At 53.7% G+C, this 24,735-nt stretch carries 26 protein-coding genes; 11 read left to right on the forward strand and 15 right to left on the reverse strand.

The genetic code is table 11. From position 1 onward, the window contains the following. Window position 1: 1 nt before the first annotated feature. Window positions 2–787, reverse strand: a complete 786-nt coding sequence (locus tag OLTU_RS19135; protein ID WP_141734367.1) for a metallophosphoesterase family protein — start codon at window positions 785–787, stop codon at window positions 2–4. Between the two features lie 487 nt (window positions 788–1,274). On the opposite strand from OLTU_RS19135, the gene OLTU_RS19140 reads away from it, so the two are divergent. Both OLTU_RS19140 and OLTU_RS19145 read left to right on the forward strand, forming a co-directional pair. After that, window positions 1,275–1,859: a hypothetical protein gene (locus OLTU_RS19140; protein ID WP_141734368.1), complete on the forward strand. Its 585-nt coding sequence runs from the start codon at window positions 1,275–1,277 to the stop codon at window positions 1,857–1,859. Window positions 1,860–2,102: 243 nt separating this feature from the next. Beyond that, window positions 2,103–2,747, forward strand: a complete 645-nt coding sequence (locus OLTU_RS19145) for a TetR/AcrR family transcriptional regulator (RefSeq protein WP_176736767.1) — start codon at window positions 2,103–2,105, stop codon at window positions 2,745–2,747. On the opposite strand, the gene OLTU_RS19150 is transcribed toward OLTU_RS19145, so the two are convergent. The 4 genes from OLTU_RS19150 to OLTU_RS19165 are packed head-to-tail and all read right to left on the reverse strand — an operon-like array spanning window position 2,744 to window position 6,321. Beyond that, window positions 2,744–2,953, reverse strand: coding sequence for a DUF2905 domain-containing protein (locus OLTU_RS19150; protein WP_141734370.1), 210 nt, complete (start codon window positions 2,951–2,953; stop codon window positions 2,744–2,746). The two genes, OLTU_RS19145 and OLTU_RS19150, sit on opposite strands and share 4 nt — an antisense overlap. Before the next feature lie 13 nt (window positions 2,954–2,966). Next, window positions 2,967–3,935: a glycosyltransferase family 9 protein gene (locus tag OLTU_RS19155; protein ID WP_141734371.1), complete on the reverse strand. Its 969-nt coding sequence runs from the start codon at window positions 3,933–3,935 to the stop codon at window positions 2,967–2,969. Between the two features lie 11 nt (window positions 3,936–3,946). After that, a complete protein-coding gene (locus OLTU_RS19160) occupies window positions 3,947–5,611 on the reverse strand; it encodes a hypothetical protein (protein ID WP_141734372.1) in 1,665 nt (554 codons plus the stop codon). Beyond that, on the reverse strand, window positions 5,608–6,321 hold the full coding sequence (locus OLTU_RS19165) for an ABC transporter ATP-binding protein (protein ID WP_141734373.1): 714 nt from the start codon (window positions 6,319–6,321) through the stop codon (window positions 5,608–5,610). The genes OLTU_RS19160 and OLTU_RS19165 overlap by 4 nt, the downstream gene beginning before the upstream one ends. 161 nt (window positions 6,322–6,482) lie before the next feature. Here OLTU_RS19165 and OLTU_RS19170 point away from each other — a divergent pair, with 161 nt between their 5' ends. From OLTU_RS19170 to OLTU_RS32415, 5 genes are all read left to right on the forward strand, one after another. Next, the gene (locus tag OLTU_RS19170; RefSeq protein WP_141734374.1) at window positions 6,483–7,487 is read left to right on the forward strand and encodes a diguanylate cyclase domain-containing protein; all 1,005 of its coding nucleotides are present in this window, start codon (window positions 6,483–6,485) and stop codon (window positions 7,485–7,487) included. 247 nt (window positions 7,488–7,734) lie between these two features. Next, a complete protein-coding gene (locus OLTU_RS19175) occupies window positions 7,735–8,859 on the forward strand; it encodes a Fic family protein (protein WP_141734375.1) in 1,125 nt (374 codons plus the stop codon). Between the two features lie 375 nt (window positions 8,860–9,234). Then, window positions 9,235–9,696: an HNH endonuclease gene (locus tag OLTU_RS19180; RefSeq protein ID WP_141734376.1), complete on the forward strand. Its 462-nt coding sequence runs from the start codon at window positions 9,235–9,237 to the stop codon at window positions 9,694–9,696. Window positions 9,697–9,738: 42 nt separating this feature from the next. Further along, window positions 9,739–10,850 (forward strand): IS3 family transposase gene (locus OLTU_RS19185; protein WP_439956666.1). Its coding sequence is split into 2 segments (ribosomal slippage): window positions 9,739–9,991 and window positions 9,991–10,850, totalling 1,113 coding nucleotides; the frame shifts between segments, so codons are not numbered across the junction. A 58-nt stretch (window positions 10,851–10,908) separates the two neighbouring features. After that, complete coding sequence (locus OLTU_RS32415) at window positions 10,909–11,535, forward strand: hypothetical protein (protein WP_218110135.1); 627 nt, start codon at window positions 10,909–10,911, stop codon at window positions 11,533–11,535. Between the two features lie 125 nt (window positions 11,536–11,660). Here the strand turns inward: OLTU_RS32415 and OLTU_RS19195 are convergent, their stop codons facing one another. The 5 genes from OLTU_RS19195 to OLTU_RS19215 all read right to left on the reverse strand — a co-directional run bounded on the left by OLTU_RS19195 (window position 11,661) and on the right by OLTU_RS19215 (window position 17,505). Beyond that, window positions 11,661–11,978, reverse strand: coding sequence for a hypothetical protein (locus OLTU_RS19195; RefSeq protein ID WP_141734378.1), 318 nt, complete (start codon window positions 11,976–11,978; stop codon window positions 11,661–11,663). Window positions 11,979–12,002: 24 nt separating this feature from the next. Beyond that, a complete protein-coding gene (locus OLTU_RS19200; RefSeq protein WP_141734379.1) occupies window positions 12,003–13,967 on the reverse strand; it encodes a hypothetical protein in 1,965 nt (654 codons plus the stop codon). Between the two features lie 107 nt (window positions 13,968–14,074). After that, the gene (locus OLTU_RS19205) at window positions 14,075–15,547 is read right to left on the reverse strand and encodes a c-type cytochrome (RefSeq protein ID WP_176736768.1); all 1,473 of its coding nucleotides are present in this window, start codon (window positions 15,545–15,547) and stop codon (window positions 14,075–14,077) included. A gap of 174 nt (window positions 15,548–15,721) precedes the next feature. Continuing rightward, window positions 15,722–16,231, reverse strand: a complete 510-nt coding sequence (locus OLTU_RS19210; protein ID WP_141734381.1) for a response regulator transcription factor — start codon at window positions 16,229–16,231, stop codon at window positions 15,722–15,724. Next, window positions 16,228–17,505, reverse strand: coding sequence for a sensor histidine kinase (locus OLTU_RS19215; RefSeq protein ID WP_176736769.1), 1,278 nt, complete (start codon window positions 17,503–17,505; stop codon window positions 16,228–16,230). Before OLTU_RS19215 ends, OLTU_RS19210 begins: the two co-directional genes overlap by 4 nt. An 89-nt stretch (window positions 17,506–17,594) precedes the next feature. Here OLTU_RS19215 and OLTU_RS19220 point away from each other — a divergent pair, with 89 nt between their 5' ends. Genes OLTU_RS19220 through OLTU_RS19230 form a run of 3 tightly spaced genes read left to right on the forward strand, consistent with a single transcriptional unit; the run spans window position 17,595 to window position 19,304 of the window. After that, window positions 17,595–18,068, forward strand: coding sequence for a hypothetical protein (locus OLTU_RS19220; protein ID WP_141734383.1), 474 nt, complete (start codon window positions 17,595–17,597; stop codon window positions 18,066–18,068). Next, a complete protein-coding gene (locus OLTU_RS19225) occupies window positions 18,055–18,945 on the forward strand; it encodes a hypothetical protein (RefSeq protein ID WP_141734384.1) in 891 nt (296 codons plus the stop codon). Before OLTU_RS19220 ends, OLTU_RS19225 begins: the two co-directional genes overlap by 14 nt. Next, a complete protein-coding gene (locus OLTU_RS19230; RefSeq protein WP_141734385.1) occupies window positions 18,942–19,304 on the forward strand; it encodes a thioredoxin domain-containing protein in 363 nt (120 codons plus the stop codon). Before OLTU_RS19225 ends, OLTU_RS19230 begins: the two co-directional genes overlap by 4 nt. 59 nt (window positions 19,305–19,363) lie before the next feature. Here OLTU_RS19230 and OLTU_RS19235 read toward each other — a convergent pair whose 3' ends face one another. From OLTU_RS19235 to OLTU_RS19250, 4 genes are all read right to left on the reverse strand, one after another. After that, the gene (locus tag OLTU_RS19235; protein WP_141734386.1) at window positions 19,364–20,182 is read right to left on the reverse strand and encodes an HvfC/BufC family peptide modification chaperone; all 819 of its coding nucleotides are present in this window, start codon (window positions 20,180–20,182) and stop codon (window positions 19,364–19,366) included. Beyond that, the gene (locus tag OLTU_RS19240; protein WP_218110136.1) at window positions 20,179–20,994 is read right to left on the reverse strand and encodes an MbnB/TglH/ChrH family RiPP precursor modification enzyme; all 816 of its coding nucleotides are present in this window, start codon (window positions 20,992–20,994) and stop codon (window positions 20,179–20,181) included. Before OLTU_RS19240 ends, OLTU_RS19235 begins: the two co-directional genes overlap by 4 nt. After that, a complete protein-coding gene (locus OLTU_RS19245; RefSeq protein WP_141734387.1) occupies window positions 20,991–21,677 on the reverse strand; it encodes a c-type cytochrome in 687 nt (228 codons plus the stop codon). Before OLTU_RS19245 ends, OLTU_RS19240 begins: the two co-directional genes overlap by 4 nt. Before the next feature lie 117 nt (window positions 21,678–21,794). Continuing rightward, entirely contained in the window at window positions 21,795–22,184 is a 390-nt protein-coding gene (locus tag OLTU_RS19250; RefSeq protein WP_141734388.1) for a hypothetical protein, read from the reverse strand. 401 nt (window positions 22,185–22,585) lie between these two features. Between OLTU_RS19250 and OLTU_RS19255 the strand changes: the two genes are divergently transcribed. Next, window positions 22,586–24,082, forward strand: a complete 1,497-nt coding sequence (locus OLTU_RS19255; RefSeq protein WP_141734389.1) for a hypothetical protein — start codon at window positions 22,586–22,588, stop codon at window positions 24,080–24,082. Window positions 24,083–24,134: 52 nt separating this feature from the next. Here OLTU_RS19255 and OLTU_RS19260 read toward each other — a convergent pair whose 3' ends face one another. Next, window positions 24,135–24,656, reverse strand: coding sequence for a heme-binding domain-containing protein (locus tag OLTU_RS19260; RefSeq protein WP_141734390.1), 522 nt, complete (start codon window positions 24,654–24,656; stop codon window positions 24,135–24,137). Window positions 24,657–24,735 lie beyond the last annotated feature (79 nt).

Below are 24,735 nucleotides of genomic sequence, written 5' to 3' on the forward strand. Positions count from 1 at the left end.
TTCATGGCAGGTCCCCGCATTCATCTTTGCAAACTTTAAAGGATACTTTGCGATCAGCATGAAAGGTCACGAGCGAGTAGCGTCGTCCGGAGAGTTTCGGAACGATGTAGTACGGAATGCCATTTTCATGCCAGTTATACTCGATTCTGGTACCGCGATGCCCATGCAGGGATGCGATGATTCCCGCCTGGCGATTGATTTCCAGCCAACGGTCCACCTGGGGCTGCGTATGAACATCCACGATCGGGGGAATATGCGAACCCACGACCGTGCGACTGTCGATCGTCCGGGTGAGGTAAGAGAAATCGGTTTCACCAAATTCATACTGGTTGTTGTTCCACATCACGAATTTGATGCCGGCATAGGAGAAGGTGTAATCAAACGGTCCAAACATTTCGCTATAGATTCTCTTGCCGTGAGCCAGTGCATCGTGGTTCCCCACCACAGTCAAAAAAGGAATCCGTGAACGCTTCAGCGCTTCACCTGCCCACACATACTCGTGCAAAAGGCCATAATCGGTCAGGTCGCCGAGAACCAGAATGAACTTCACATCATCGCGACGATTGATGACGTCCACGGTCCGCGCCAGGTCCTTGGGTGTCCCTTGAGGATCGCCCATGATGGCAATAGTAAATGGGAAGGACTGTTCAGGCTGTTCATTCAATAGCGCAAGCTGCTCGGCGGTCAGATCCTTGAGATGCGAAGGTGGATCCGATTCCCAAGGGGAATAGCGTTCGCCACAGGCCACAAGCAGGGCACTGGAAAGCAGAAAGGAAATTGACTTCATAACTTACCCCTCCATGCCGTTACATTGGCATGTATGTAACCATTTACTTACAAGCTCAGGGGGGTGGAATCAAGCCGAATTCGTGGCCGTTTCTCTTTCTTTGTCCTCAATGTATCAGCCGGTTGGCCAGTTTTAGTCCCTATTGCGCAAAAACGACTGGTCACTCTTTTCTTTCCGCGAAACCATGCTAGAATTAAAAACATTCACATACCCGCAAATCCAGGAGAGCCAAAGGTGCCAGCCCATCGGTCTGCTCGATTATTCCGGAATTCTCTGTGCAGGATTTCAAAACGCCCATCGCCAGATGGAAGCGCGGAATGAACATGAACGCGCTCGTCTCGGAATATTATCCAACCTCCCTGTCCGTCTGGGAGCCGGTGTCGGCTATCAGACCCCGATCGATCAGTTGCAGATTCGTTTGACCTACATGATACGCTTGGCATCTCCTATCAGATGTGAGCGGTTTTTTTTCAAAAGGAGTGGAGTAATGTCCTTGATAAGAGCCTGTTCCGGTCTGGCTTCCGTTCTGCTCGCAAGCGCTCTCCTGAGCGGCTGCAGCACCTTCGCCCTGTCCTATCAGAATTATTTCACCAAGAACTTTGCCTATGTGGCGACAGGCTATGACGGCAACCCGTCCGTGCAGCTGTCGGACGGCGCGGAGTCGAACAACATTGAGAATGGCAATGAAACGGAGTACAGCGCCACGGAACATCCCACGATTTTCTTTGGCTTCCGCAGCCTTGAGCACCACAATAGCCAGTACACGCGCGGTGGAAATATGGATGACACTATCGTGGGCACCTTGATCGCTCCCGGCAAGACCGAGCCGATTCCTTTCCTGACTCTTTCAATGTCCGGCTCCAACATCAATGCCCAGCCGTCCATTCCCCAGGCCCAGGCTGTGACCTTTATCAAGGCCACCTATCCGGCGCTCATGGTCAAGGTTGACAACAAAGCCAAGCAAAGCACCTATGGCAGCGGTGCTTATACCCTCGTCTGGAAAAGCGTCAAGTCATCCGGCAAAACTGAAGACCGCGAACTGTCCCGCGTGACCACGCAGCTGGTCCCTTGAACCCTGCGCCCATGACCTGAACCGCAGTCCCGCGCGGGACTGTGGGCATCACGACATCTGACCTGAACCGCCTTCTCGCTGTCAGTTGCGGCCCTTCCCGTTGCCCTTTCATCGCGACATACAAATTTGCCGTGACCTAATTAAGTGCGTATTGACTTGATTCCACGCCCGCAAAGGGGTATGATATTATGATCAATAATTTCCATATGTTACGATATTCAGCCTTTCCAAGGAGCCACGCCGGTGTCCCTCTCCCGAGCCCTCACCCGATTCGACAGCAAGACTCCCAGGCGGCGGGACCGTGAAACCACGCAGGAGAATCTGCTGCAGGCTGGCCTCGAGGTTTTCTCCGAGCTGGGCTACGAAGGCGCGACCACCAAGTTGATCGCCCAGCGCGCCGGCAGCAATGAGGCGCTCATCAGCCGTTATTTTCAGAGCAAGGAAGGCCTGCTTCTGGCGATCATCGTCCGCTATATCAATGAGAAAAAGGAAATGCAGCTCACCTACCCGCCGCGTGACACGGTCGAGGATGAGTTCTGCAGCTACCTGCAAACCCGTGTGGAGCAGGATATTCGTTTCAAGGATTTCATTCGCATCATCGTCTCGCGCGCAGCCACGGATCCGTTATTGAACGACAAGATCCGGCATCACGTCTCCTACAATCCCGATCCTCAGCTCTGCGAGCGCCTGAAGCTGCTCCAGAAAAAAGGCCAGCTCTCCCCCGATGCGGATCTGAATCAGATCTGCTTTGTCATCGGTTTTCAAAGCTTCGCGACTGTGTTCATGGCCCATATCATCATGGGAAAGGACAAGGACGAAACCCTGCACGCCCTGCAGGATTTCGCGCGGGTCTATGCGCGGGGTCTCGGGCAGCCGCTCGTGCATTAACTCCGAAACTTGCCGAAGATCCAAAAGATAAGCGACAACACCAGACTTAAAACAAGACAAGTGACCACTGGGAAATAAAAGGTGGTATTGCCCTTTTTGATGGAAATATCCCCAGGCAGTTGCCCCAATCCCAGGCCACGGCCGAAATGCCAAATCACACCCATCAGAACCAGACTCAGCCCGATCGAAATCAATAACCGCGCCATGGTCCAACTCCTTTCATGTCTTCAACTGATCCAACAGTTCCTGAAGCCCCGCACCTGCCGACTGAGCATCCAATGCCGCCGGATCATCACACACGATCATAACTGATGGGCCGGCGCCCTGCGGCATGGTTCGCAAGGGTTCACCCGGCAGATAAAAGCCCAACACTGGAATACCCAGGGCACCCGCCACATGCAGAGGCCCTGAATCGTGACCGATAAAAAACCGGGCACGGCTGATGAGCCAGGCCACACTCAAAAGATCATGCGCCCAGCGATCCGCATAAAGCCCATGCATGGAAACCTCCGGATTCTGTCGCAGTTCCTGCAGCTCTGGACCCGTGCCCATCCACAGCACCGCATAGCCCATGCTTTCCAGCTGACGGGCCAGACCTTGCAGAATCGGCAAGGGAGCGCAGCGATCGCGGCGTCCGGCAAACGCATGCAGACAAACATAAGGTTTGCTCTGCAGTTCCGCCGGCAATTGAAACTGCGGCAAACGCTCACGATCGAGGCAGGTGTGCGGCGCCACGCCAGGCTTCAGCACCGGTTGAAAACTCCGCAAAAGACCGGCCACCACGGGTTCGTGGCGCGACGGAGCGGGCAACACCTGAGTCAGAAACAAACCATTCTTCCGACCGGCAAGGCCGATGCGCTGCCGAATACCGGCCATGCGCAGAAAGCAGGGCGTACGCCAGCAGCTGCTGGGAATCAGGGCCATATCAAATTGTTCTTTTTGAATGGTACGCAGCGTTCGAAAGAAGAGACGTGCCGAACCTTTTTTGCGACCAGGCGACTTATCCCAGAAAGGATCCGCAGCAAACACCTGCTGCACACCGGGGAGCAGATGCCCAATGCGCGCCGTATAATCCTTGCACCAAAGCGACAGTTCCACATCCGGATCCTGTCGCAAGGCTTCAGCGAGAGCCGAGGTAAAAATCAAATCGCCCAGATTATCGAGGCAAACCAATAGCACCTTTCGCATGCGTATCCAATCTAACGAGAGATGAACTTTAAGAAATACAGTTTAACCGTCCGCGGCGCCAGCTTCTTTTTGCCAGACATCGGACGATCGAGCAGCGTGGGCAGTGCCCGCAGCATGCGCCACCAGAAAACGCCGGCCATTCCCGTCAGAGCCAGCAGATAAAAAAGGCTTGCCCACGCATCCGGCCTGAACAGAAACCAGCCGTGCAGAGCCCCCGGTATTAACATACCATAATATAGCAGACTTCCTGCGCGGGGTTCACGCTCACGAGCTTCCGGCTCATAAGAGAAAACCATAAGAGCCATCAGGATCAGCCCCAGACATCCAAGGCCCCACATCATGGAAAAGATCGCCCCCATTTCAAGCGACACCGTATCCATCCGCAAAAGGCCCAGACCCATGACCAGTCCCGCGTAACAGACCGCGAGACTCAGCAGCAGAAGCAGACGTCGCTGCAAAAACTTCGCAAGCGAGTGAGGCCAGGTGAACAGCATCCAAAGACTCTCGCCTTCCATCGGCAGAATATGAAACACCGCCGACCACAGAAATAAAAATCCTGTTCCAAACGCGATCACGGAAAGCCACGCCGGATCCTGCAGAGGCAGACTCTGGGGTAAAAGGGCCAGAAGCAAAGGCAGCACCAGAATCTGCAGCAGAAAATGCCGGTCCCTTCCCAGCAGAACGAGATCACGCCTGGTGAGAGGATGCAGGCGTTCCCATAAGAAATTCATGAGGCCCGGCCTCAGCGATGTTCGCCAGCCGAAACCCGCACTCCAGCCCGGAAGGCCTGAGGTGGAAGGACGTAAAAGCCAGGCGGCCCAGAGATAGCAAAGCCCATGGACAAGGATCACAAGACTGAAAAGCGCCCCGACATGATGCCAGGCATCCTGCAGCATCACCGTGGATAAAGCCCAGGCGGCAGGAGTTTGATCCAGAATCGTTCCCCAATGCAGGGCGCTGCTTAAAGCCCAGCCCTGATCCAGACTCAGAGCCTGCATGCCCAGCACGAGAAGGCCCGCACCGAGGATGCCGCTCCATCCACGCAGGCTGCGCACCTGAGCCGGAGGCCAGCGCAGACGCAAGTGGAGATCAACCGTGACACGCGGTGCAGCCACAAGCGCCTGCAAAGCGATCCCAAGAATGATGGACCAAAACAGAGCCAGACCGAGCGACAACCCCCGCATGACACCCAGCTGCACGAGAAAGGCGCCCATGAAGAGGGAAAGACCCTGCGGCCACAAACTCTCAACGAGGCTGCGTTGCACCACCAAAGGCCATGCGGGCCAAGGGCTTGCGGCAAACCATTCCCATTCCGCATCACGCTGCAGACTTTGCCAATGTCCCCATTTCAAAAAAAGTGAGCTGAGCCAGCAGCCATTGAGAAACACCAGCATCAAACGCGCACCTGGATCCGGAACATCCTCATAGCGGGTGTAACGCAAAAGGTGATAGGCATCATCGGATCGCTGCTGAAGGATCGCATATAAGACATCAGCATCCAGCAAACTCCGCAGGGATCCCGCCAGCACCAGCTGCAGGCCGAGTAGCGCGAGCACCAAAAGCACCAAGGCCCCCAGAGATGCACCGAGTGACCAGCTTCGCATCACCTGCAAACGATTCCACCAGCGCCTTGTCTGCAGACGCCAGAGAATCATAAAAACGCGCGTCCAGCTCATAGCCGATCCGCAGTCAGGGCCAGAAATTTCTCTTCAAGGCTGCCCTCGGGTGCGAGTTCCGCGCAACTTCCCAGAGCGACGAGCTGCCCGTGATGCAGAATGCCGAGCCGATGACAGAGGCGTTCGGCCAGATCCAAAAGATGCGTGGAGAGAAGCACGGTGCGACCGCGGGCCGCGAAGTCCAAAATCAGATCCCGCACATGAGCGGCTGAACGCGGATCGAGTCCGTTGGTGGGTTCATCCAGAATTAATACTTTGGGCTCATGAATCAAGGCACAGGCGAGGCCCAGACGTTTTTTCATGCCGGTGGAATACTGACTGGCAAAATCATCCTGAGCCTCTTCCAGACCCAGATTTTGAAGCCAATGCTGTGTCCGGGCCCGGGCCTCGGACGGCGCGAGGCCATGCATCTCACCGACAAAACAAAGCAGTTCACGTCCCCGCAGATAATCGAGAAAATGCGGATGGTCCGGCAGATAGCCCACCCGGCTTTTCACCGCCACATGATGCCGCTGCGTATCAAGTCCGTCAATCGAAGCAGAGCCCGAGCTGGGAACCAAGAGACCCATCAGCATCTTGATCGTGCTGGTTTTACCGGCGCCATTGGGTCCGAGGAAGCCAAAGATTTCCCCACGTTCCACCGTCAGTGTCAAATCTTTGACGGCCTGGAAGCTACCGTAATTCTTGCTCAATTTTTTGCATATCAGCACAGGGCCTCCTCGGCTCTTTGGGACTTTCGGCAAACTGCCATGACTTTGCGAAAGTTTCCAGTCTCTGCAAGGACTTTTACCCACTTGGCCTGGATCCTTGAGTTGTTCAAGGCTCGTGCCGATCCTATGGATGAGCTCAGGTCTCACAGGGAGAAACTGCGATGTCGATTGTCGTTATCGATCCTAACCGGCACGAACTGGAACAGTGTGCTGCCATGCTTGGCCGCTGGGGATACAATCAAACCATCCTCTGTGCCAGTCTGGAAGAAGCGCAGGACGTGCTGGGTCTTGGCGAACAGGCTCTGCGCACCATTTATGGCCTGGAGCTGATTGTAATCGACATCTCCCACGGTGATGACTTCGCTCAATTCGTCGATCGCATCCGCAGCATGCTCTTCTATCAGGATATTCCGATCCTCGCGACCTCCGATGGAGCCAGGGCGGAAAAGATGCCTTTGGCCTTCGCCTTTGGCGCGACCGACTTCGTCAGCAAACCCATCGAGGAATTTGAGCTGCGTGCCAGGGTGCGTTCCTGTTTGCGTCTCAAGCATGAAATTGACCGCAGAAAAGCGCGTGAGAAGGAATTACTGGAGGCCACGCATCAGCTTTCCGATCTCAATCAAATCCTCGCGAAGATGTCTTTGCTCGACAGCTTGACGGCAATACCGAATCGTCGTTGTTTTGATGAAAGTCTGGAGCAGGAATGGAAACGCGCATTCCGAAACGGCGGGAATCTGGCCCTCATCCTCTGCGACATCGATTACTTTAAACAATACAATGATACCTACGGCCATCAGCGCGGCGACCACTGCCTGCAGAAAGTCGCGCAGGCCGTGAAATCCGCCCTGAAACGCCCCGGCGATCTGGTCGCCCGGTATGGAGGCGAGGAATTTGCCATCATCCTCCCCCACACCACAGCGCTCCAGGCGGCCAATATCTGTAACAACATCCGCACGACGATCCGCGAACTCGCCATCGAACACACGGGATCCCAGGTCAGTCCCTTCGTGACCCTGAGCATGGGCGTGGCGTCCACGGAACCTTCGGTGACCAAGATGAGCACCGAAATGCTTATGTCGTTATCCGATGCGGCCCTGTATGTCGCCAAAAATCAGGGCCGCGATCAATTCCAGATTGCGCGGGATCAGCAGGATAAAACCGCCTGACCAGAGCATTAACACATTTGCGCCACATCCATCCATGTTGACACAGTTTGTCCCAGCTTGGACAAAGGCAATGTCTTGGCTTTAAGTGGCTAAAATTCATTGATTATTTCAAAAATGCAGGTCTTCAATGTCATTTGGATATATAGAGACTTGAAAAAAATTTCGTTTTGATGCACATCATATATCGAAAATTTAGCATTTCTTCGATATATCGAACTCCTCATAACGAAAAAGAAAGCAAACTTCGATGTATAATGCCAACTATCCGTTTCAACTGCCTTTATTGCCTCCAAACATCACCATCACAGAACATCCGCGACTGATGGAATTTCTTCATCGTCATAATGATGCTCAAAAGTACGTATCGGAACTAAATGGAGCGCTGAAAGAAATCGATAATCCAGACGTTTTCTTGAGTTCATTCTTTCTTCAAGAAGCAATCAGTAGCAACGCTGTAGAAAATATCCATACCACAATTGAATCCGTATTAGAGGATGAGACAAAGCCAAATCGGGAAAGAAGTCGCCAAAACAAAGAAGTTCTAAAATATCGAAATGCGCTTTCAGCTGGAGAAAGCTATCTAAGACAGTACGGAATGTCGTCTAGAACAATTCGCGCTGTTCATCAAGCACTGGAAGTTGAAAAGGGAGTACCCGGCGAATTCAGAACCGTCCAAAATCGAATTGCAAATAGCTTGCAGGACGGCTCAACTGAAACAATATATACACCACCTCTATATTCACAAGTGGAAAGCCTTCTCGGAAATTGGGAATCCTTTGTTGAGCGCAATACCGATTTCTTTCCCTTGGTGAAGGTCGCGATCTGCCACTATCAATTTGAAGCCATTCACCCATTTGAAGATGGAAATGGAAGAACCGGTAGAATACTGATGATCCTTCAGCTCATATCAGACCAAATGCTCAGTCATCCAGCTCTATTCATAAGTGGATACTTGAGTCAAAATCAGACAGAATACAAAAAGCGCCTCTTAAGGGTCACCAGTCATGGTGAGTGGTGGGAATTTATAGAGTTCATGTTGATCGGTTTTTCAACCCAAGCTCTTGTGACAAAATTAGCTATCGCTCAATTAAAAACGGCTCGAAAGCACATTCGCGAGTTACTCTACAACAATAAGATCGAAAACATTAAGTTGAATCAATCCTATATTGGTCCCGTGGTTGACCACCTATTTAGCAGCCCCTTAACCACTGCGCAGCATATGGCTGACAAGACCAAAATTCATTGGCAGACCTGCTCAAAATACTTAACTGCATTTACAAATGCAGGTGTTCTCACGATGCATAAAATAGGAAAATATAAGATCTATCGAAATGAGGTTGCAGTAGATGCACTCAAGGTAAATCCAAAATAACACCCAAACAGAATCCGCCAGAACTCGTTAAGTAAGTTTCTCACCCATTGAAGGGCTCTACAGCCTCATGATAAAGGCTACCCGTCTGACGTCATAATTTTATAAGGCGAGTTCTGGCCAATATTCCAGACTCGCATGAGTATAGAGGTGCTTGAGATTCAATTTTCCCTATACAACGCAGAGTAAAAATTACTTAACCAGAAACACCACCATCCGGTGCAGTATAATTTAGCAGATGAAGGTCACAAATGTCTTGAGCAACGCTGAACCGTCGAGAGGTTTTTAATTTCAGGCTTTTTGATTCAGTTGTTGCTCATCGATGTTGACAAAACATTAGATGGCTATTGATCAACATTTACCTCATAAGAGTAGGCAATGACTCGAAAATTAAAAAGAACAAAGGACAAGTCTGTTATAGACAGCAACGGAAGGATTATTTTCTTTAGCATAGAGCGTTTCATGAAAGATATTGTTGAGGGAAGCTGCTGCTTTGTCTGTGGCGCATCTCCCGATTCAAAGGTTTTTAACGATGAGCATGTGCTACCGAACTGGATTTTAAAAAAATATGAACTTCATGACAAATACATAACGCTTACGAACCAAACAAAGCTGAAGTATGGAAGCTACGTTATCCCATGTTGTAAGGACTGCAATACGGATATGGGAAGGATGATTGAGGAACCCATTAGAAATATTTTGCTTAAAGGATATGATGAAGTCGTTAAGCACATAGAAAAAAACGGAATAATGCTATTCTATGTTTGGATGGCATTAATTTTCACGAAAACACACTTGAAAGTGACGTTGACCCCGAAAAATCCTCCAGCGAAAAGCTGAAAAATCCGCTATAATTCAGCTCTCTTTGACGTGGAGAGATGTATGAAAACGTCCAAGTTTACTGAGGAACAGATTGTCTATGCCCTGCGTCAGGTGGAAGCTGGCGAGGCTGTGGTGGATGTGTGTCGTAAGCTGGGAATTTCGCAGCAGACGTTTTATACCTGGAAGAAAAAGTACGGAGGGCTTGGTTCGACGGAACTCAAGCGAATGCGTTTGCTCGAAGATGAGAATCGCAGGCTCAAGCGCTTGGTGGCTGACCTGAGCCTTGACAAGCATATGCTGCAGGAAGTGATCGAAAAAAAGCTTTGAAGCCTGCAAGGAAGCGGGAGATTGCAGACTTCCTGAAACGTGCCTTCAAGATTTCCGAGAGACGATCCTGCAGTGTTTTGCTCTTCGACCGATCGTGTTGTCGATATCGAGCCCGCCGACGCGATGATACGGCCATCCGGATGCGAATCAGAGATATTGCACAGAGTCGGGTGCGATACGGCTACAATCGCATTTATGTGCTTCTGCGGCGTGAGGGATGGTTGGTAAATCGCAAGAAGGTTCATCGCATATACGTCAGTGAGGGTTTGAGCCTGCGACACCGGAAGTACTACCGTAAGCGTCGTTCCCAGATCCGAATCATTCCTCCGACACCCACAGCTCCCAATCAGCGTTGGTGCATGGATTTTGTTCACGACTCCCTGGCTGACGGAAAAGCCATTCGAATCCTAACAGTCGTCGATACCTTTAGTCGCGAAGCAGTGCTACTTGAATGTGGGCGAAGCATGACCGGAAAACATGTTGCAAATGCTCTTGAAAGGCTGTCTCATGGTCATGGGATGGCCTCATTCATTAACGTCGACAATGGGAGTGAGTTTATCAGCAAAGCCCTCGACGACTGGGCGCATTGGAAAGGTGTGCGGCTGGACTTCTCCCGGCCCGCGAAGCCAACAGACAATCCTTTCATAGAGTCTTTCAATGGAAGGTTTCGAGATGAATGCCTTAATCAATCGGTTTTTGAGAGCCTTGAGGATGCTCGGCATAAGATCGAACAGTGGAGACGTGAGTACAACGAGGATCGCCCACACAGATCTTTAGGTAATAGGACACCCCAGGAATTCCTGAGGGAATTTGACATGAACAGAGCTGAACAAATGCGATTTTAAAGTGCTATTTGGAGGAGTTTTTGGGACCCCCTCAAAAGACAAGACTCTCAGAATGCATTTGGACCATAGAAAAGGGTCCGAAAGTATTGGATCAATGCATGATTACCAGCAATTACATCACATGCATTGCCTAAGCCGCATTTTCCATACTAATCCAGACATAATACATCAAGAAACCTTGGGAAGTTTTTTTCCGTTGCACGCAAGGGCAATTCCAAATATGGAGAACTTTGACTTCCTGGATTTGACGAATGCGGGCGCAATATTATTAAGAATCGAAGACACTTGTCTTATTAGTGTGCTCAATGACTCGTGCGCTTCAGCGACTAAGTTTCTAGAGGTCCATCAAGACATAGGAAGAAATTTGAGTCCTGTTCAACTCCGCGAAATTGCGGCAAGGCTAGGCTTTTTGAACATTCATATTAAGTTGAGACCTGAATATTATTCAAAATTTACAAAAGGTCAGAAATATGAATTAACAGCAAAATTACCTACTCCAGGAATACTGTTAAACGAACTAGACTATAGCATTCTTGGCAAAATGATGCTGGACGTTCTCAAGCCTATTGTCGGTCCGAACAACGAAATCCTGGCTGGAGTCGAAACAGGTCGTGCGACATTCTTATCTGACGAGAGCGGCGCTTTTAAAGAGCATGAGTTTACGGTCAATTCCAGAGCTGTGTAGATAGTTTTTGACTAAGCGGGAATATTTCTAGCTGTCCGATGCGGCCCTGTATGTCACCAAAAACCAGGGCCGCGATCAATTCCAGATCGCCCGGGATCAACAGGATAAAACCGTCTGATCCGGCTTCAGGATAAGAATTCCTGGGTCAGCCGCTTCACCAGCTGCTGCGAAAGGCTTCCAATCCAGTGCCGGACCATCTCATTATCCTTGAATTCGTCCCAGATCGCTTCGATGCCCTCACCCTTGCCAGACAGGGTGCCCGCCACGGTTTTCACCAGCTGAATGAACTCCGCTTTGTGCTGTTCCTCCATGGCATTGAACCAGTGGAGAAACACTTCAAAGACGGTATCCGCACTCTGCTCCGTATGAGCTCCGGCTTTTTCGGCGATGGCGTCGCCGGCCAGTTGTTTGGTGGTATCAATGATGGCATTTAAAAGATCCATGGGCGCACTCCTTCCAACCGGGCATCAGATATCAACGGCATAAACGAAACTTTGCTTGGGCAAACGCTGGTAGCGTTCGGTGATCATATCGCGCAGCTGCTGATTGCCATCCACATACTCGCGCGTATAATGCTCCGCCTTGGCCTTGTCACCCTTGGCCTTGATGGCTCCGATTTCCCGGGCCATCTTCACGAGGGCCGGATGCATTTTGGCAAAATTGATGTGGAAGGTGCCGCGGTCCTTGCCATTGGCAGCCAGACCCTTCGGATCAAACGTCACTGCCCCTTCCTTCATCAGAAGCCCGAGCTGAATCGCCGCCAGCTGACTATAAGCTTTGCGCTCCTTGCGCGCGGTCCACATGCCCTGCGAGATATGACCGAAGGCCCAGGTTACACTATCCATATAAAGCGAGCGCGCCGTTTCCTCCTTGATCAAACCCTGCTTCAGAAGCGCATCGATAAAGTAGAGACCACTGGTCTGCGCCTTCAGTTCCTCCAGCATCGACGCCAGCTGTCCTCCGAACATCTCACCATCCCTCTTGCCCCGATACGCATACTCATGCGAAGGCCCGAGGTTATGATTGATCTCATGCAGAATGGTGTTGACGATACTCACCTCCTTATCGGTAGTGAGATGAACCAGATCCTCTTTCGCAAACAGCGACTCGGCCCGCTGCCTCTTCATTTGCTCAGAATCCGTATCCTGATACACATTGCTCATGGCCACCGTGCGGCCGCGACCTTCATTCGCCACCGGGCCCCAGTTCGGCAGACTCTGTCCCACCGTTAGACCAAAGGCATCGCGATCATCACCAGCGTTGATGATGATGTCGATGAAATCCGGCAGATGAAAGGAAACCTTGCGCGCCTTGTAAGGGGCTCCAATAAGTTTGGCGATGTCCTCTTCCATTTTTTGCAGACCAGGAGCCAGAGCGTTCTGCCACTTCAAGGAATCCTTGTTGATCAGGGCAAAGGTCATATGAAAGGCGGCCTTGCGGGAACAGGGTTCCCAGTAGGTTTCATCCGGTCCAATCCGCAGATAAAAACGGGAATTGGTGGCTGACATGCGCGACCAGGCCTCATCCGCCGGCTCCCAATTGTTGCTCCGGAAACTTCCCGCTGCGGCCTTGACATAAGCTTTGAGAGCGGCTTCGTTGTCGCCCAAAAGCGCGGCCGCGGCATCCAGATCCTGAGCCACTTCCGTCATCAGATCCTTATACGCTTCCGCATAAGAAACCGGTGTCAGGCGTCCTTCCTTCTCGCGCACCACCACGAAAGGACTCATAAGCTGGCGGCTGTCCGCATGCTTTTCCAGAGTCTGGCAAAAGGCAGGATCCGTCTGTAGGGAGACGGGATAGATATCCACCGGCACCTCCCCCATACCGGGAATCGCCGTACACTTCGGATTGTTTTCGAGCTGCGGCGAACGACACTTCGGTCCCCAGTTTCGCCGGAATAAACTTTGACTCGCGGGTTCATCCTTGGGCACTTGAGCGCGCACGGCATCCAATCCGGACTGCCGCGCATAGAGGGCGTCGATTTTCGCGGATAGCTTCAACATGCTGCGGGCAAAGGCCTGCTCCGCTTCCGTCAGGGTGCGCAGATCATTATAAATCACCGTCGGCAGACCCTTGTCGAGATCCTGCTCCACCAGACGCAAGCGTTCGTCGCTCGCTTCACCACGGGCAGCGAGCGCTTTGATCTTCGCAAAGGCCTCGGCAAAGGCCGGGGTCAACGTTTTGCCATCGCTCCACGTTTCCTGGCTGGGATAAAAAAGCAGCGTGCGCACTTCATTGGGATCGATGGTCTGATTGCCATTGGCATCATTGTCCCAAAGCAGAGGCAGATTCAAACGCACCGCCAGGCGATTGAACTCCTTGCGTTCAATACCGGTGTACGCGGACGGGTTGTCACCCTTGGGAACAGTGGTACAGGAGAGGGCCAGCCCCGTGAAAATTGCGGGCCACAAGAGAGAACGGTATGCGATCATGCAATATCCTTTTGCGTTAAAAATTCGGAGGCACACCGGTGCCCCGGTGCGTGGCCTTCACCTTAGCAGAATTGTTGCAGAAAGAATACCAGGCGGGTGAGGTGGTTCTACAGGTCGCGGCCGTCTTTCAGTTCCTCAATGATCAGGTCGATTTCAGCATCGGTCAGATCCATAAACTGCCGCGGCGGCATGGCAAGTGGATCGGAAGGATCCTTGCGCAGAATGTTCAGCCGATCGATGGCATTCTTCGCCTGAAACGCGCTGCGGGCGCTGGGCTTCAGATCCGCGCGGAACAGGGATTTGCCCAGGTTACTGTCGAGTTTTTCATTGTGACAGCGCTGACAGGCCAGAGCCACAAGCTCCTTGCCGGTCGCGTCCAGGGGTGCACGCGCGCCGTAGCTTGCGGACAGACGATCATCCAGAGCCAGACGCAAATCTGGACGATCATCCCAGGTGCCGGCAGCTTTTGCGGCATCCATACGGGCTTTGATATCGGGCAGCTTGCTCGAATCCAAAATATTATTCGCCCAGGACGGAAACGGAATCGATTCACCCTGAACATAGCGCTGCCAGCCTTCCAGCCACGTGGCATCAGCCCCCACCGTGCCCGCTGGCAAATGACTGGGCTGTTCCCCAAAGCCATTGGCTTTCAGCAGCCAGACCAATTTTTCGGGATCCGAAGCCGCGATCAAGGAAGCCGGCACACCCCCCACTCCTTCATCCGGCCCATGAAAATCCTTGAAGGCCTGAATCAGCTCCTGCCCCTGGGTATCATCACGGAAGAAATGCAGCCAGGGTTGTTCCATCTCCTGAAGCCGCAATATTTTCTCTGTGGAAGGACCTTCCGGCTGATGACAGTGGGTGCAGTCAAACACAGTGTTCGCAAGATAAGTGTCTTCATAAATGGAGATCGACAGCCAATCCTTTTCGATGGCTGAGGACTGCAGATGTCCGGTGGAGCAGTGGCCCGTGGCATTGCAGGCCTGTGTGAAGGCGATGAGAAAGAAATTCAAACGTCCGGCTTTCGGATCGCGCGCGATCACCTCCACGAACTGATCGCCCCGCACAAAGCCCATCACCACAAAATCAGGGCTCGGCGTGCTGGCATCCTGAGGAGCGGTAAAGAGAATGACGCGCGGATTGATGGGGGACACAAAGCGGCTGACCAGCGAGGTGGAATGTCCGGTCAAGGCCCAGCCTGGCGTCACGCCCGGCTTGCCATTGACTTCGCGGCCGCCGACGGTCGCCTCGGGAATCGCAAGACCCAGAGCGGACTGCAGATCACGCAGGCTGGTGACAGTCGGAACGGTGGCCTGGCAAAAAACCTGGCGAACCTTATCAAAGTCCTGGCTGCGCTGCGGATCAAAGCCAAAACAAAGCCTTTTCAGCATTTCCGCGCCTTGCGGCAAGGGCGTCAGGACTTTGTGATAATTCAATTCCAGCGGCGGCACGTCGCGTTCCGCAGCATACCAGCGTCCGCTCGGGGCTTCCTGAACTTCGGAATTTTTCGCACGGCGAATGCATGCGCTGGAAGCCAGCAGAACGCTGAGGATAATCAAGGGACGCAGACTCTTCCGCATCGGTAACCTCTTTCTCAATTCATAGAGACGGCTCGTGTTCGGTGCTTTTTTCAAGCAAAACCCGCGCCAATATTGAGGTTTCAGCATCCGCTGCGATTCTGAGGCCTTGGCAGGAGCCTTCGACCCGGCGAAGCAAAAACCGCGTGAAATTGAGCAATTTCTGCGGGATTTGGTTCAGGTATATTTTCGCAGTTTCCGCTGCAGACTTTGCCGATGAATCCCGAGGGCCCGGGCCGCCCGGGATATATTGCCTTCACAGTCCTGCAGTATTTTTTCGATGTATTCCCGCTCATGCTCGTGAAGTTTCGGAGGTTCCGGGGTCCCCCGATCCGGCTCCGAAACCCCGGCCAGGGCCTGTTCAATCGTATCAATGGAAGCCGGTTTGGAAATGTAATTCAAGGCTCCGCGTTTCACGGCCTGCACCGCTGTGGCAATGCTACCGTAACCGGTCAGCACAATCATCTGACAATCCGGGTAGTGACCTTTGAGATGCGTGACCGCATCCAGACCACTCTCACCACGCAGTCTCAAATCAATGATCGCATGCGAAGGATGAAAATCATTCTGCTCCCGCCATTCCTTGAGCGATCCGCAGCCGCGAACCCGATAACCCCGCTCGCCAAACTCCCCGAGCAGAGCCTCACGAAACATCACATCGTCTTCGATAATAAGGAGTTGTTTCATAGCGGCAACACCATCGACACCTGCGTGCCCCCACCCTGCCTTGGTTTCAAACCGAGACGGCCTCCCAGCGCTTCGAGCAAAGCGGTCGCGTTATAAACTCCCAGGCCCGTGCCAGTGCTTTTGGTGGACACAAAGGGTTCGCCGAGACGGGCCCGGATGCCCTCATCCAGACCACGGCCGCGATCGGCGATGGTGATCTCGATCCCTTCCGGTCCTTTGTGTATGCTGACACGGATGGAGATCGGCGCGGAATCAGATGCTTCCTTGGCATTATCCAAAAGATCGAGGACCGCCTGGGCAAAGGGGGCCGCTGGAATATGATAGCTCAGCTCCTCAAGCTGCGCGTCGACGGTAAAACGGAGCTGCACCTCGGGAAAATCGAGCTGCCATTGCTCACAGACGGACTTCACAAAGGCAACGAGTTCGGTTTTTCCAAACGATAAAGCGTCAGCGTCCACCCCGGTTTCAAAAAGATTCCGAATGCTGCGTTCACATTGCTCCAGGGCGGCGCGCGCCACCTGCAGTTCATGCGCCTCAGCATCCTTACGCTGCAGGCGATCCAGCATCAGACGCATCGTATTCAAAGGTGTGGCGATTTCATGCGAGAGCTGCCCCGCGACGATCCCCATGACGCGCAGGTTGTTCAGCTTCTGTCTTTGCTTTTGCAAGCTGTCGCGGTGAATCTGCGCCTGATCCAGATGAGTTTTCAACCAGAGCGCCAGGGCTCCCATGATCAGGATCACCAGAACCTTGACACCGACGGTCAGGACACCGGGCACCTGATGGCCGCTGGCATTCATCATGTCGGGTTCAGTCCCATAACAGATCAGGGTCAGCGCCAGAGCGGACTCGAACAGATAGGCCACCGCCCAGCGCCGCGGCAGAAGAATCGGACCAAGGATGGCCCCGACATAGAGGAGGGGAAAGAAAGGATTCTGGCAGCCCGACGTCAAAACCAGAAGGCCACTGAGGGACAAAAGATCCAGCGACAGTTCGAAAAAAATGCCGCCAGCTACAGCCAGCGGACGACGCTGCAGATTCCAAAGGGCCAGAGAGGCCACGATGATAACGTAAAGCGCAAGCGTCATCCCCTCATCGACGAGATAGCCGGTTTTCCAGGCTGGATACATGACGCCCAGCTGCGCTGCGATCACAAACCACCGCACGCGGCGCAAAAGTCCATATTTGACCAGGGTCTGTTCCACTCCATCCCGGCCGGACGAGGGACTGGGCTCCAGCAAAGCCTGATGGAATCTTTGATGTGTTTTACGCATAGCCGCTTCCTGACCTGCAACAATTCGCTGCATTGGTTCATTTAAAGAATTGCTTTATACCAACAGTGGACTGTTTCAAAGGAGACCCCATGAAAATACAGTGCCTGGGTATACTGATACTGGCCGCCCTTTCCTGCGGCAAAAACAGTGACAACAATAAGGATGAAAACACCACGGCTCCCCTGCCCGGCGCCGATCAAACCTCGCTTGAGGGTTACTCCCTCAGTCCCAATCGCGCTTTTGCGGCGAAAATCGTTTGGAACAACGCGCCTGTGGCCGGAAGTTTCGACAACAGTGCCGAGGTCTATTTTCTGGACCCGAAGGGTGAACCCGTCAGCACCTCGCAACTGACCCGCTTTCACCTTTACATGGCCAGCATGGGGCATCCCTCCATCAAGGAAAACGAGATGACCTTCACCCAGGTCGATCCCGGTCACTGGACCGTTGGTCGCATTTACTTTTCCATGGGCGGCTCGTCCGGTTCCTGGGTTGTGGACCTGGAAGCCGAGGTCAATGGCCAGGCCGATCAGGTGCGCGTGAGCATTGATCATGCCGTGGAATAAGCCCGTTCTCGGAATCCTGTCCCTGATGGCCCTGCACGCATCTTCCGCGGACGCCTGCTCCTCCTGTGGCAGTGGTGCAGCGGATCCTGTCATCCTCAATCCCCTTGAGCCCGCGAAATTCTATCTGGGCCTCAATCTCTCCGAAGGTTTTCAAACCATCGACGAGCAGGGGATGGTTCGCAAGGACTATGGTCCCGACCGCAAAACCAAACTGGAACTCGCCTATGCCCATCGCCTGACGCCGCACCTTTTCGTGAGTCTCGACAGCGGGCTTGGCGAAAATCGCAAGGGCTCACGCTCGCAAACCGGCTTGACCGACGCCACCCTGAATCTGCGCTGGACCGCCTGGCTTCAGGATGTCACCGAACCCTGGTGGCCTCAGGTTCAGTTTGTTCTTTCGCATCGCTTCCAAACCACACGCAGTCTGCAGGACTCGCGGGAACTCAACAATCTCGACTCCTTCGGCGCCGGTTATGATGAAACCTTCGCCGGTGTTGATGTCTGGTTCGGCATGCTGCCCGTCCTCTTCGGCGGCAGCTTTCTCTACTCCCAGCCGTGGGAGGAGGCGACCCGCAGCGGCCGTCTTCAGGTCGGTCCTACTCAAAAATGGATCGGCACCGTGGGCTACAAACCGATGGAAGCCTTCAAGATCATCGGTGGCCTGGTTCAGGAAAAACGCGGCGGCATTGAACTCGACGGTGAGCCCTCGCCTGTGCCGTCCGACAAAAAATCGCAAGACCTGTTTTTGACTCTCGAAACCCTGCGTGTGGAAGAGGATAATGTCCGCTTCACCTTCAGCAAAAAAGCGGCGTTTGGTGCGAATAAAAACGCCACCGTGTTTCGCTCCTACACTTTGGCCTGGATGAGGACCCTATGAAACTTCACTGGATCGCACTTGTTCTCCTGCTTCCCCTGCCTGCCCTTGGCGCCAACTGTCGCGCGGTGGATCTCAAGGAATTTCGTGAAGCCACCACCCAGGGTCCCGACCGTGTCGTATTCTTTGCGTCCTGGTGTTCCTCCTGCTCGCGTTATGTCACGCCCGAGCGCGTTCCGGATACCATCTTCGTGGCAGCGGCCGATGACAAGGCCAAGGCCGAAAAGGTCCTGAGCCTTTATTTAAAGGATCGCGCCGCGTCCGCCGTCTGTTTCCTGGACAAGGACGAGTCGATTGCCAAGGCCTTTGGCGTGCGCAATCTGCCCATGGAAAAATCCCTGGCTGACCTTTCCAAGCCTTAAGGGACCGGGTATTCAGCAATTCGCGGCGAGGCTTTCCCACGGAAATCTTCGCCGCACTTTCAAGCGGACCATAGGCGCCAGGTCACACTTTGCGCCATCCATTGCTGCACCAGGTCCGGCGCCAGCGCCCTGTTCTGCGACAGACTCTCCGCTTCGAGTCTCATCAGAGCATCCTGCACAGCGTGCTCCATCAAAAGCTGATAAAGTCGCGCCTGCGGAGCCGCCAGGAGTCGATGCACAAGCCCCAGACCTTCCCTTTGAATCAACCAGGTTTGGGGCTGAGCCAATGGCCTGGGACAGGGCACGGCCTCTTCACCTGGATTGTCCTGAAGTCGCAGACACAAATCCACCAGCGGCCAACTCTCCTGCACAAAACGCCAGTCCGCAGCCGGCTTCAGACGCAAGGTCGCAGGATCCTGAGCGGGATCCCGCGGAGCTGTCCAGGCCTGAACAGCGGGAGCCAGAAACACGGCGGAGCGCGTCGCATCAATCCAGGCCGCTTGCAATACGAAGAGCGGTTCATGCCGATCACACAAAAAATTCACAAAGTGCCGACCGATGCCCTGCAGATCATGGTCGCGCGGCGCGAATTCCACGAGATAATTCAAGGCCAGCTGATTGAACTGCCAGCAGCCCAGCAGGCGGGCCGTCAAGGGAAAGTCCTGCTGCAGGATGGTCAGCAGGCGAAACCAATACTGCCGCTGATAATCCTCAAGCCCGGCCTGCGCCGCACGCTGAACACGCGGCACAATCCCGAGCCGGGACCAGCCGTCCGGCAGCTGAGCCTGGAGTTGTCCATGAGCGGTTTCCAGAGGTGTCCGCAGAACCCGGCTCCATTCCTTTTGAAAGGCCTCAAGCCAGGCAGGAGCTTTCTTCATTGCTGATACTCCCGCACCTTGTTCAGCTCGTTCACAAGTTCAGCCAGCGGCGGAACTTTATCATCCCATTCCAAAAGCGTGGGAAAGGGCCCACCGATGGCCCAGGCTTCCCGATAGAGCTCCCAGACAGCAGGCGCCACCGCACGATCATGGGTATCAATGATGGCTCCATCGGACTGGCGCTCATGTCCGGCCAGATGCACCTGCACCACACGCGTGTAGGGGATGTGCCGTAAATAAGTGCAGGGATCAAATCCATGATTCTGGCTCGACACATAAATGTTGTTGATATCCAGCATGAAGGAAACTCCGGCCTCTTCCACCACAGCCCGATAAAATTCCCACTCGCTCATTTCACTCGCAGCAAACTGCACATAACTCGAAACATTTTCGAGAGCGAAGGGTCGTCCCAGGCGCTTCTGCACAAAGGCAGCCCGCTCGGCGGCATAGCCGATCAGATCCCACGTGTAAGGCGTCGGCAGAAGATCATGATGCGTGTGCCCATGGCTTCCCGTCCAGCACAGGTGATCACTGACAAAAAGGGCTTCAAGATCATCCGCCAGCCGACAGAGTTCATCGAGATAGCGTTCATTCAAGGGCTCATGCCCCAGAAGATTCAGCCCCACCCCGTGCATCACCACGGGATAATGCGCCCGCACGCGCCTCAGGTTTTCCTGAGGGGGCCACGCGGTTCCCATGAAATTTTCACTGATGATCTCGACATAATCGAGCGCGGGCGGCACCTCCCTCTGCATGTCTGCATAAAGTGCGGGCCGCAGCCCGATGCCGATCGCATCACGCGGCAGATTCACGGCACAGCTCGCCAGTTTTTGGTTTCCAGAGGCAGCGAGCGCAGATGAGTCACCAGCCTTTTCATTTCCGCCAGGGAATACACCTTATAAAAGGCAGGCATGTTCGCATATGCCGTTCCATCCGCGCTGACGCCATGAATGCCAAAGGCAATCGCACCCAACAGGGCCGCATCCGATTTGCCTTGGAAGGCCGCTTTGCGTTCTTCCGGATCGGCATCGGGTGGGATGGGCAGAACAAAAGCGGATTGGCCCGTGCCGTGACAGTAATTGCACTGGGACTCCCCTGCCCCCATTGCGATTTCCGGCGCTCCTTCCAGGATTTGCGCTCCAGTCAGGCCCCGATCCGCCGGCAGATCCACACAGCTCATGCCTCCACAGCTGTTTGCCGACCGACAGCTATGTTCCGTCAAACGCCCCGATGAGCTGTGATAGGAAATCCCCGCACAGGTATTGGCGCCGGCACAACTCGCGTGGGTTTGCACGAGGCCACCGCGGGTTTCGCAGAGCGCGGTGAATGAAGCCAGAGTCAGGGTTTTATCCACAGTGGTCGCGCTGACCACACCGGCCAATGGCTGCGGAGTCTCGATAACCTTTTCCTTCTCCCGCGTGCCGCAGCCTCCCATGAGCCCGGCGAGGGCGGCGGTGAGCAGAGCACACGAAACATCAGAGTCCTTCATAGACATGACACATCCTTTTTCTGAATGAACAGAATTCACGGTGATGGGACGCAAGGCGGCAGCGCCACGTTTCGCAATCGACGCAAGCCTCGTGCTGATAAAAATGTCAGGAGTGCAACGTGTTCAAACTTTTGGATAGGGCGGTTCGGGAAGCGGCTGAAAATCGCTGAGAAAGGCCTTCCATGGGAAAATCAGAAGACGCTCGGATTGGATACGGAAGGCGACATGCTCGTGCAGATTCAACGCAGGCGCGTGAAAAGCCATAAATGATAAGATCGAGCATTCGCAAAGACGCTCGGCTGTCAACGCCGGGCTCTGGGCATCGACCGGCCCGTCGGAGTGGTGACAGGATTCCATCACGTCCCCATGGGCCAATTCGTGCTGTTCATGATGCAGAAAAAAGGAAAGAATCAATTCACAACGGGGGATCGAGACCAGCACAACATTCAACGCCAGAACAAGAAGTCCCAGACTTTTGAACGATCTTTGCCAAATTGGACCGATTCCAGGCAAGGCCTGCCCTCCGTAATGGAAACGCCCGGATTCTAGCAAAGCCGTGAGCGCAACACAATACAAGAGCCCGGACATTAGCCCGTTTTGCCTGGTTTTTCCACTGGAACCGGCTTCGTCGGGGGAGCCTTGGGCTTCGGGATCGGGTGAATCAAAAATGAAGGATGGATGGACATGGTCGTTTTCTCCTGTGCGTAACATCTCCCCTTTTGCAGAAAGAATGCCAGTCCGAAAACCTGGAAATATCAAGGTTTTCAGGAAGTTCGGCGGATTTTATGGCTGCAAAACGGGACAGCGCGGACAGGAACAGGACGTCCTCAAATATGAGGGAACTCTGCAATAAAGTATCGTGAAAACCGTCTACTTCCAGACTTCAGCTTTGACCCTCACTTAGGATTCACACCATGAATAAGACTGTGTTCGCTCTCACGTCCTCAACTCTTGCCGTCCTGGCCTTCGGTTGTCAGCCCCGCACCAAAACCAAGGTTGTTGAAGTGGCGAAGCCGGACAAGGTTTATAACTTCACCAAGGATTCCTATGGTGATCCCATCGAGGTGCCGATCTTTGACACCAGCTGCCGCGGCCAGCGGGGCGCTGGTCTAGGTGAGGGCATCATCGCCGAAGCGTATATGGGCGTGGAAACTCGTATAGTCAAGACGCTCATCGAAGAGGAAGTTTGGGAGAATTCCAAACGCAAGGACATTGCCCGCGCCACATACGAAAGCGCCGTCATCGGCAATGGTCGTCCCGTCGCTATCTGTCAGGATGCGCAAACCATTCCAGCGAATACGCAGGAGGGCGCGGCGATCAGCATGAAGACTCAGGCCGAGGCCGCCCACGATCTGTACGAAACGGTCCGATCTCAGGGAAACATCGCTCTGTCCAGCCTGGAGAGCATCTACCTGAATGCAGCCATCAAGGAGACTGTGATCACCCGTCAGGTGGATAAGAATGAAAATGCCACCGAGACCACCAGTTATGCCACCGACAATGCCTCCTTCATGGGTGGTGAAAACTCCATGCTGATTTCCTATCCTCAAAGCGAAAGCGCGCAGAAGCATAAGCTCAACGGAGGCATTCCTCTCTGGCTTGTTCCTGGTGTGTTCCAGCATGAATTTGGTCACTACATTTTCTTCTCGCTGATGAACGAAGGCGGCGCCTCCTTCACCTCCTATCAGGAGTATGCGGAGAAGAATCCTGACCTGCACCTTTTCCAAACCCCGGTCGCAAACTTTGCCCGCATCGCGGAATCGCCGGCTTTGCGGTCCAGCCTCACGGATTTCGTCCGGACGCAGGAATTCTTCCTGGGATCTTTGAATGAAGGCTTTGCTGACCTCTGGGCTTATTACACCTTGAAGCAGCCGACGAGCATGTTTGAAATCAGCTGCTTTTCCAAGAACCGCAACGTGTCCTCGCCGGTCTTTTATAACGGCATCAGCAAGAGCTGGGATGAGATCCTATGGAACAAGGCTTTCCATTCCACACTGGAATCGGATCTCACGGGGGATATCAAAACGCCGATCGATGGCTGCAGCCAGCCCATCTTCGCGGATATTCATATCATCGGAGCGGCCATCGCGCATACCGCCGACGCGGTTTTCACGGCAGCGGCTCAGGCCCAGCCGACCCAGGATGCGACGCGTCTGAAAGCGGAAATGTCACTGGCCTGGCTTAAGTCCATCAAGGATTCGAATGAATTCGAGGACCTCGGTGGCAAGGCCAGCCTCAGCCGCATTCTGAACGCGGCCGTGGGCACCGGGATGAATTATCTGAAGGATGCGGATAAAACCGCCTTCTGCGCCGTGGTCAGTAGCAAGTTTCCGATGCTGGTCAAACGCTGGAAAGATGCGAAGACTGATAATGAAGACGTTCTGGGAGTGGTGAACTTCTGCTCTCTGTAATGACAGAGTCCTTGCATAGGTCGCAGTTTCCTTTTGGAAGCTGCGATTTTTTTTATTCAGCACCGGCCGAGCGGGCCATCTCCGCACGCAGCATTTGCTGTCCCCGGCGGGACCAATCGATGATGCTTTTCTTTTCCTGTTCGGTTAACCGCGCTTTGCCGTGCATCAGACGATAACGCAGGGGCGGCATCGATCCATCCTTGACGACGCGTTCCACCGCGATCAAATCCTCGAGGGGGGTGGCGTGACTTTGAAACGGATAACCATTGGAAAACTCGATGTGCTTGCGGGCCTCTTCAATGTCATGCTTAATCCACTGGCTGATGCCTGGCATCATCGAATACCAGGGATACTGCGTGTCTCCGGAATGACAGTCGGCACAGGCTTTTTGAATCAGGGGGGCAACCGTCAGCTGATAGTCCGTCGTGATCTCAACCAGGCGGCGTTCATGCTCGTCGACCAGGGAGGACCGTTTCGTGGTCGGCTCATGGGCCATGGCCCGGTTTGCACTGCATAGGAATGCGGTGGCAACCAGCAGAGTGGCGTTGTACGAGGTCAAGCGTCGGTTTTTCATTACGATTCTCCCATTTCCGGCTCAGGCTTTGCCAACTCATCACTATTAGCGAAGCACAAATTGCATGAGAAAATGATCA

This window comes from Oligoflexus tunisiensis (genome assembly GCF_001748245.1).
GTDB classification, from domain to species: domain Bacteria; phylum Bdellovibrionota_B; class Oligoflexia; order Oligoflexales; family Oligoflexaceae; genus Oligoflexus; species Oligoflexus tunisiensis.

Bases quoted from the DNA above. Each gene is read 5' to 3' on its own strand.
- OLTU_RS19135 (WP_141734367.1), bottom strand. From the start codon at position 787: ATGAAGTCAATTTCCTTTCTGCTTTCCAGTGCCCTGCTTGTGGCCTGT.
- OLTU_RS19140 (WP_141734368.1), top strand. From the start codon at position 1,275: ATGTCCTTGATAAGAGCCTGTTCCGGTCTGGCTTCCGTTCTGCTCGCA.
- OLTU_RS19150 (WP_141734370.1), bottom strand. From the start codon at position 2,953: ATGGCGCGGTTATTGATTTCGATCGGGCTGAGTCTGGTTCTGATGGGT.
- OLTU_RS19155 (WP_141734371.1), bottom strand. From the start codon at position 3,935: ATGCGAAAGGTGCTATTGGTTTGCCTCGATAATCTGGGCGATTTGATT.
- OLTU_RS19160 (WP_141734372.1), bottom strand. From the start codon at position 5,611: ATGAGCTGGACGCGCGTTTTTATGATTCTCTGGCGTCTGCAGACAAGG.
- OLTU_RS19170 (WP_141734374.1), top strand. From the start codon at position 6,483: ATGTCGATTGTCGTTATCGATCCTAACCGGCACGAACTGGAACAGTGT.
- OLTU_RS19175 (WP_141734375.1), top strand. From the start codon at position 7,735: ATGTATAATGCCAACTATCCGTTTCAACTGCCTTTATTGCCTCCAAAC.
- OLTU_RS19180 (WP_141734376.1), top strand. From the start codon at position 9,235: ATGACTCGAAAATTAAAAAGAACAAAGGACAAGTCTGTTATAGACAGC.
- OLTU_RS19195 (WP_141734378.1), bottom strand. From the start codon at position 11,978: ATGGATCTTTTAAATGCCATCATTGATACCACCAAACAACTGGCCGGC.
- OLTU_RS19200 (WP_141734379.1), bottom strand. From the start codon at position 13,967: ATGATCGCATACCGTTCTCTCTTGTGGCCCGCAATTTTCACGGGGCTG.
- OLTU_RS19205 (WP_176736768.1), bottom strand. From the start codon at position 15,547: ATGCGGAAGAGTCTGCGTCCCTTGATTATCCTCAGCGTTCTGCTGGCT.
- OLTU_RS19210 (WP_141734381.1), bottom strand. From the start codon at position 16,231: ATGAAACAACTCCTTATTATCGAAGACGATGTGATGTTTCGTGAGGCT.
- OLTU_RS19215 (WP_176736769.1), bottom strand. From the start codon at position 17,505: ATGCGTAAAACACATCAAAGATTCCATCAGGCTTTGCTGGAGCCCAGT.
- OLTU_RS19220 (WP_141734383.1), top strand. From the start codon at position 17,595: ATGAAAATACAGTGCCTGGGTATACTGATACTGGCCGCCCTTTCCTGC.
- OLTU_RS19225 (WP_141734384.1), top strand. From the start codon at position 18,055: ATGCCGTGGAATAAGCCCGTTCTCGGAATCCTGTCCCTGATGGCCCTG.
- OLTU_RS19230 (WP_141734385.1), top strand. From the start codon at position 18,942: ATGAAACTTCACTGGATCGCACTTGTTCTCCTGCTTCCCCTGCCTGCC.
- OLTU_RS19235 (WP_141734386.1), bottom strand. From the start codon at position 20,182: ATGAAGAAAGCTCCTGCCTGGCTTGAGGCCTTTCAAAAGGAATGGAGC.
- OLTU_RS19245 (WP_141734387.1), bottom strand. From the start codon at position 21,677: ATGTCTATGAAGGACTCTGATGTTTCGTGTGCTCTGCTCACCGCCGCC.
- OLTU_RS19255 (WP_141734389.1), top strand. From the start codon at position 22,586: ATGAATAAGACTGTGTTCGCTCTCACGTCCTCAACTCTTGCCGTCCTG.
- OLTU_RS19260 (WP_141734390.1), bottom strand. From the start codon at position 24,656: ATGAAAAACCGACGCTTGACCTCGTACAACGCCACTCTGCTGGTTGCC.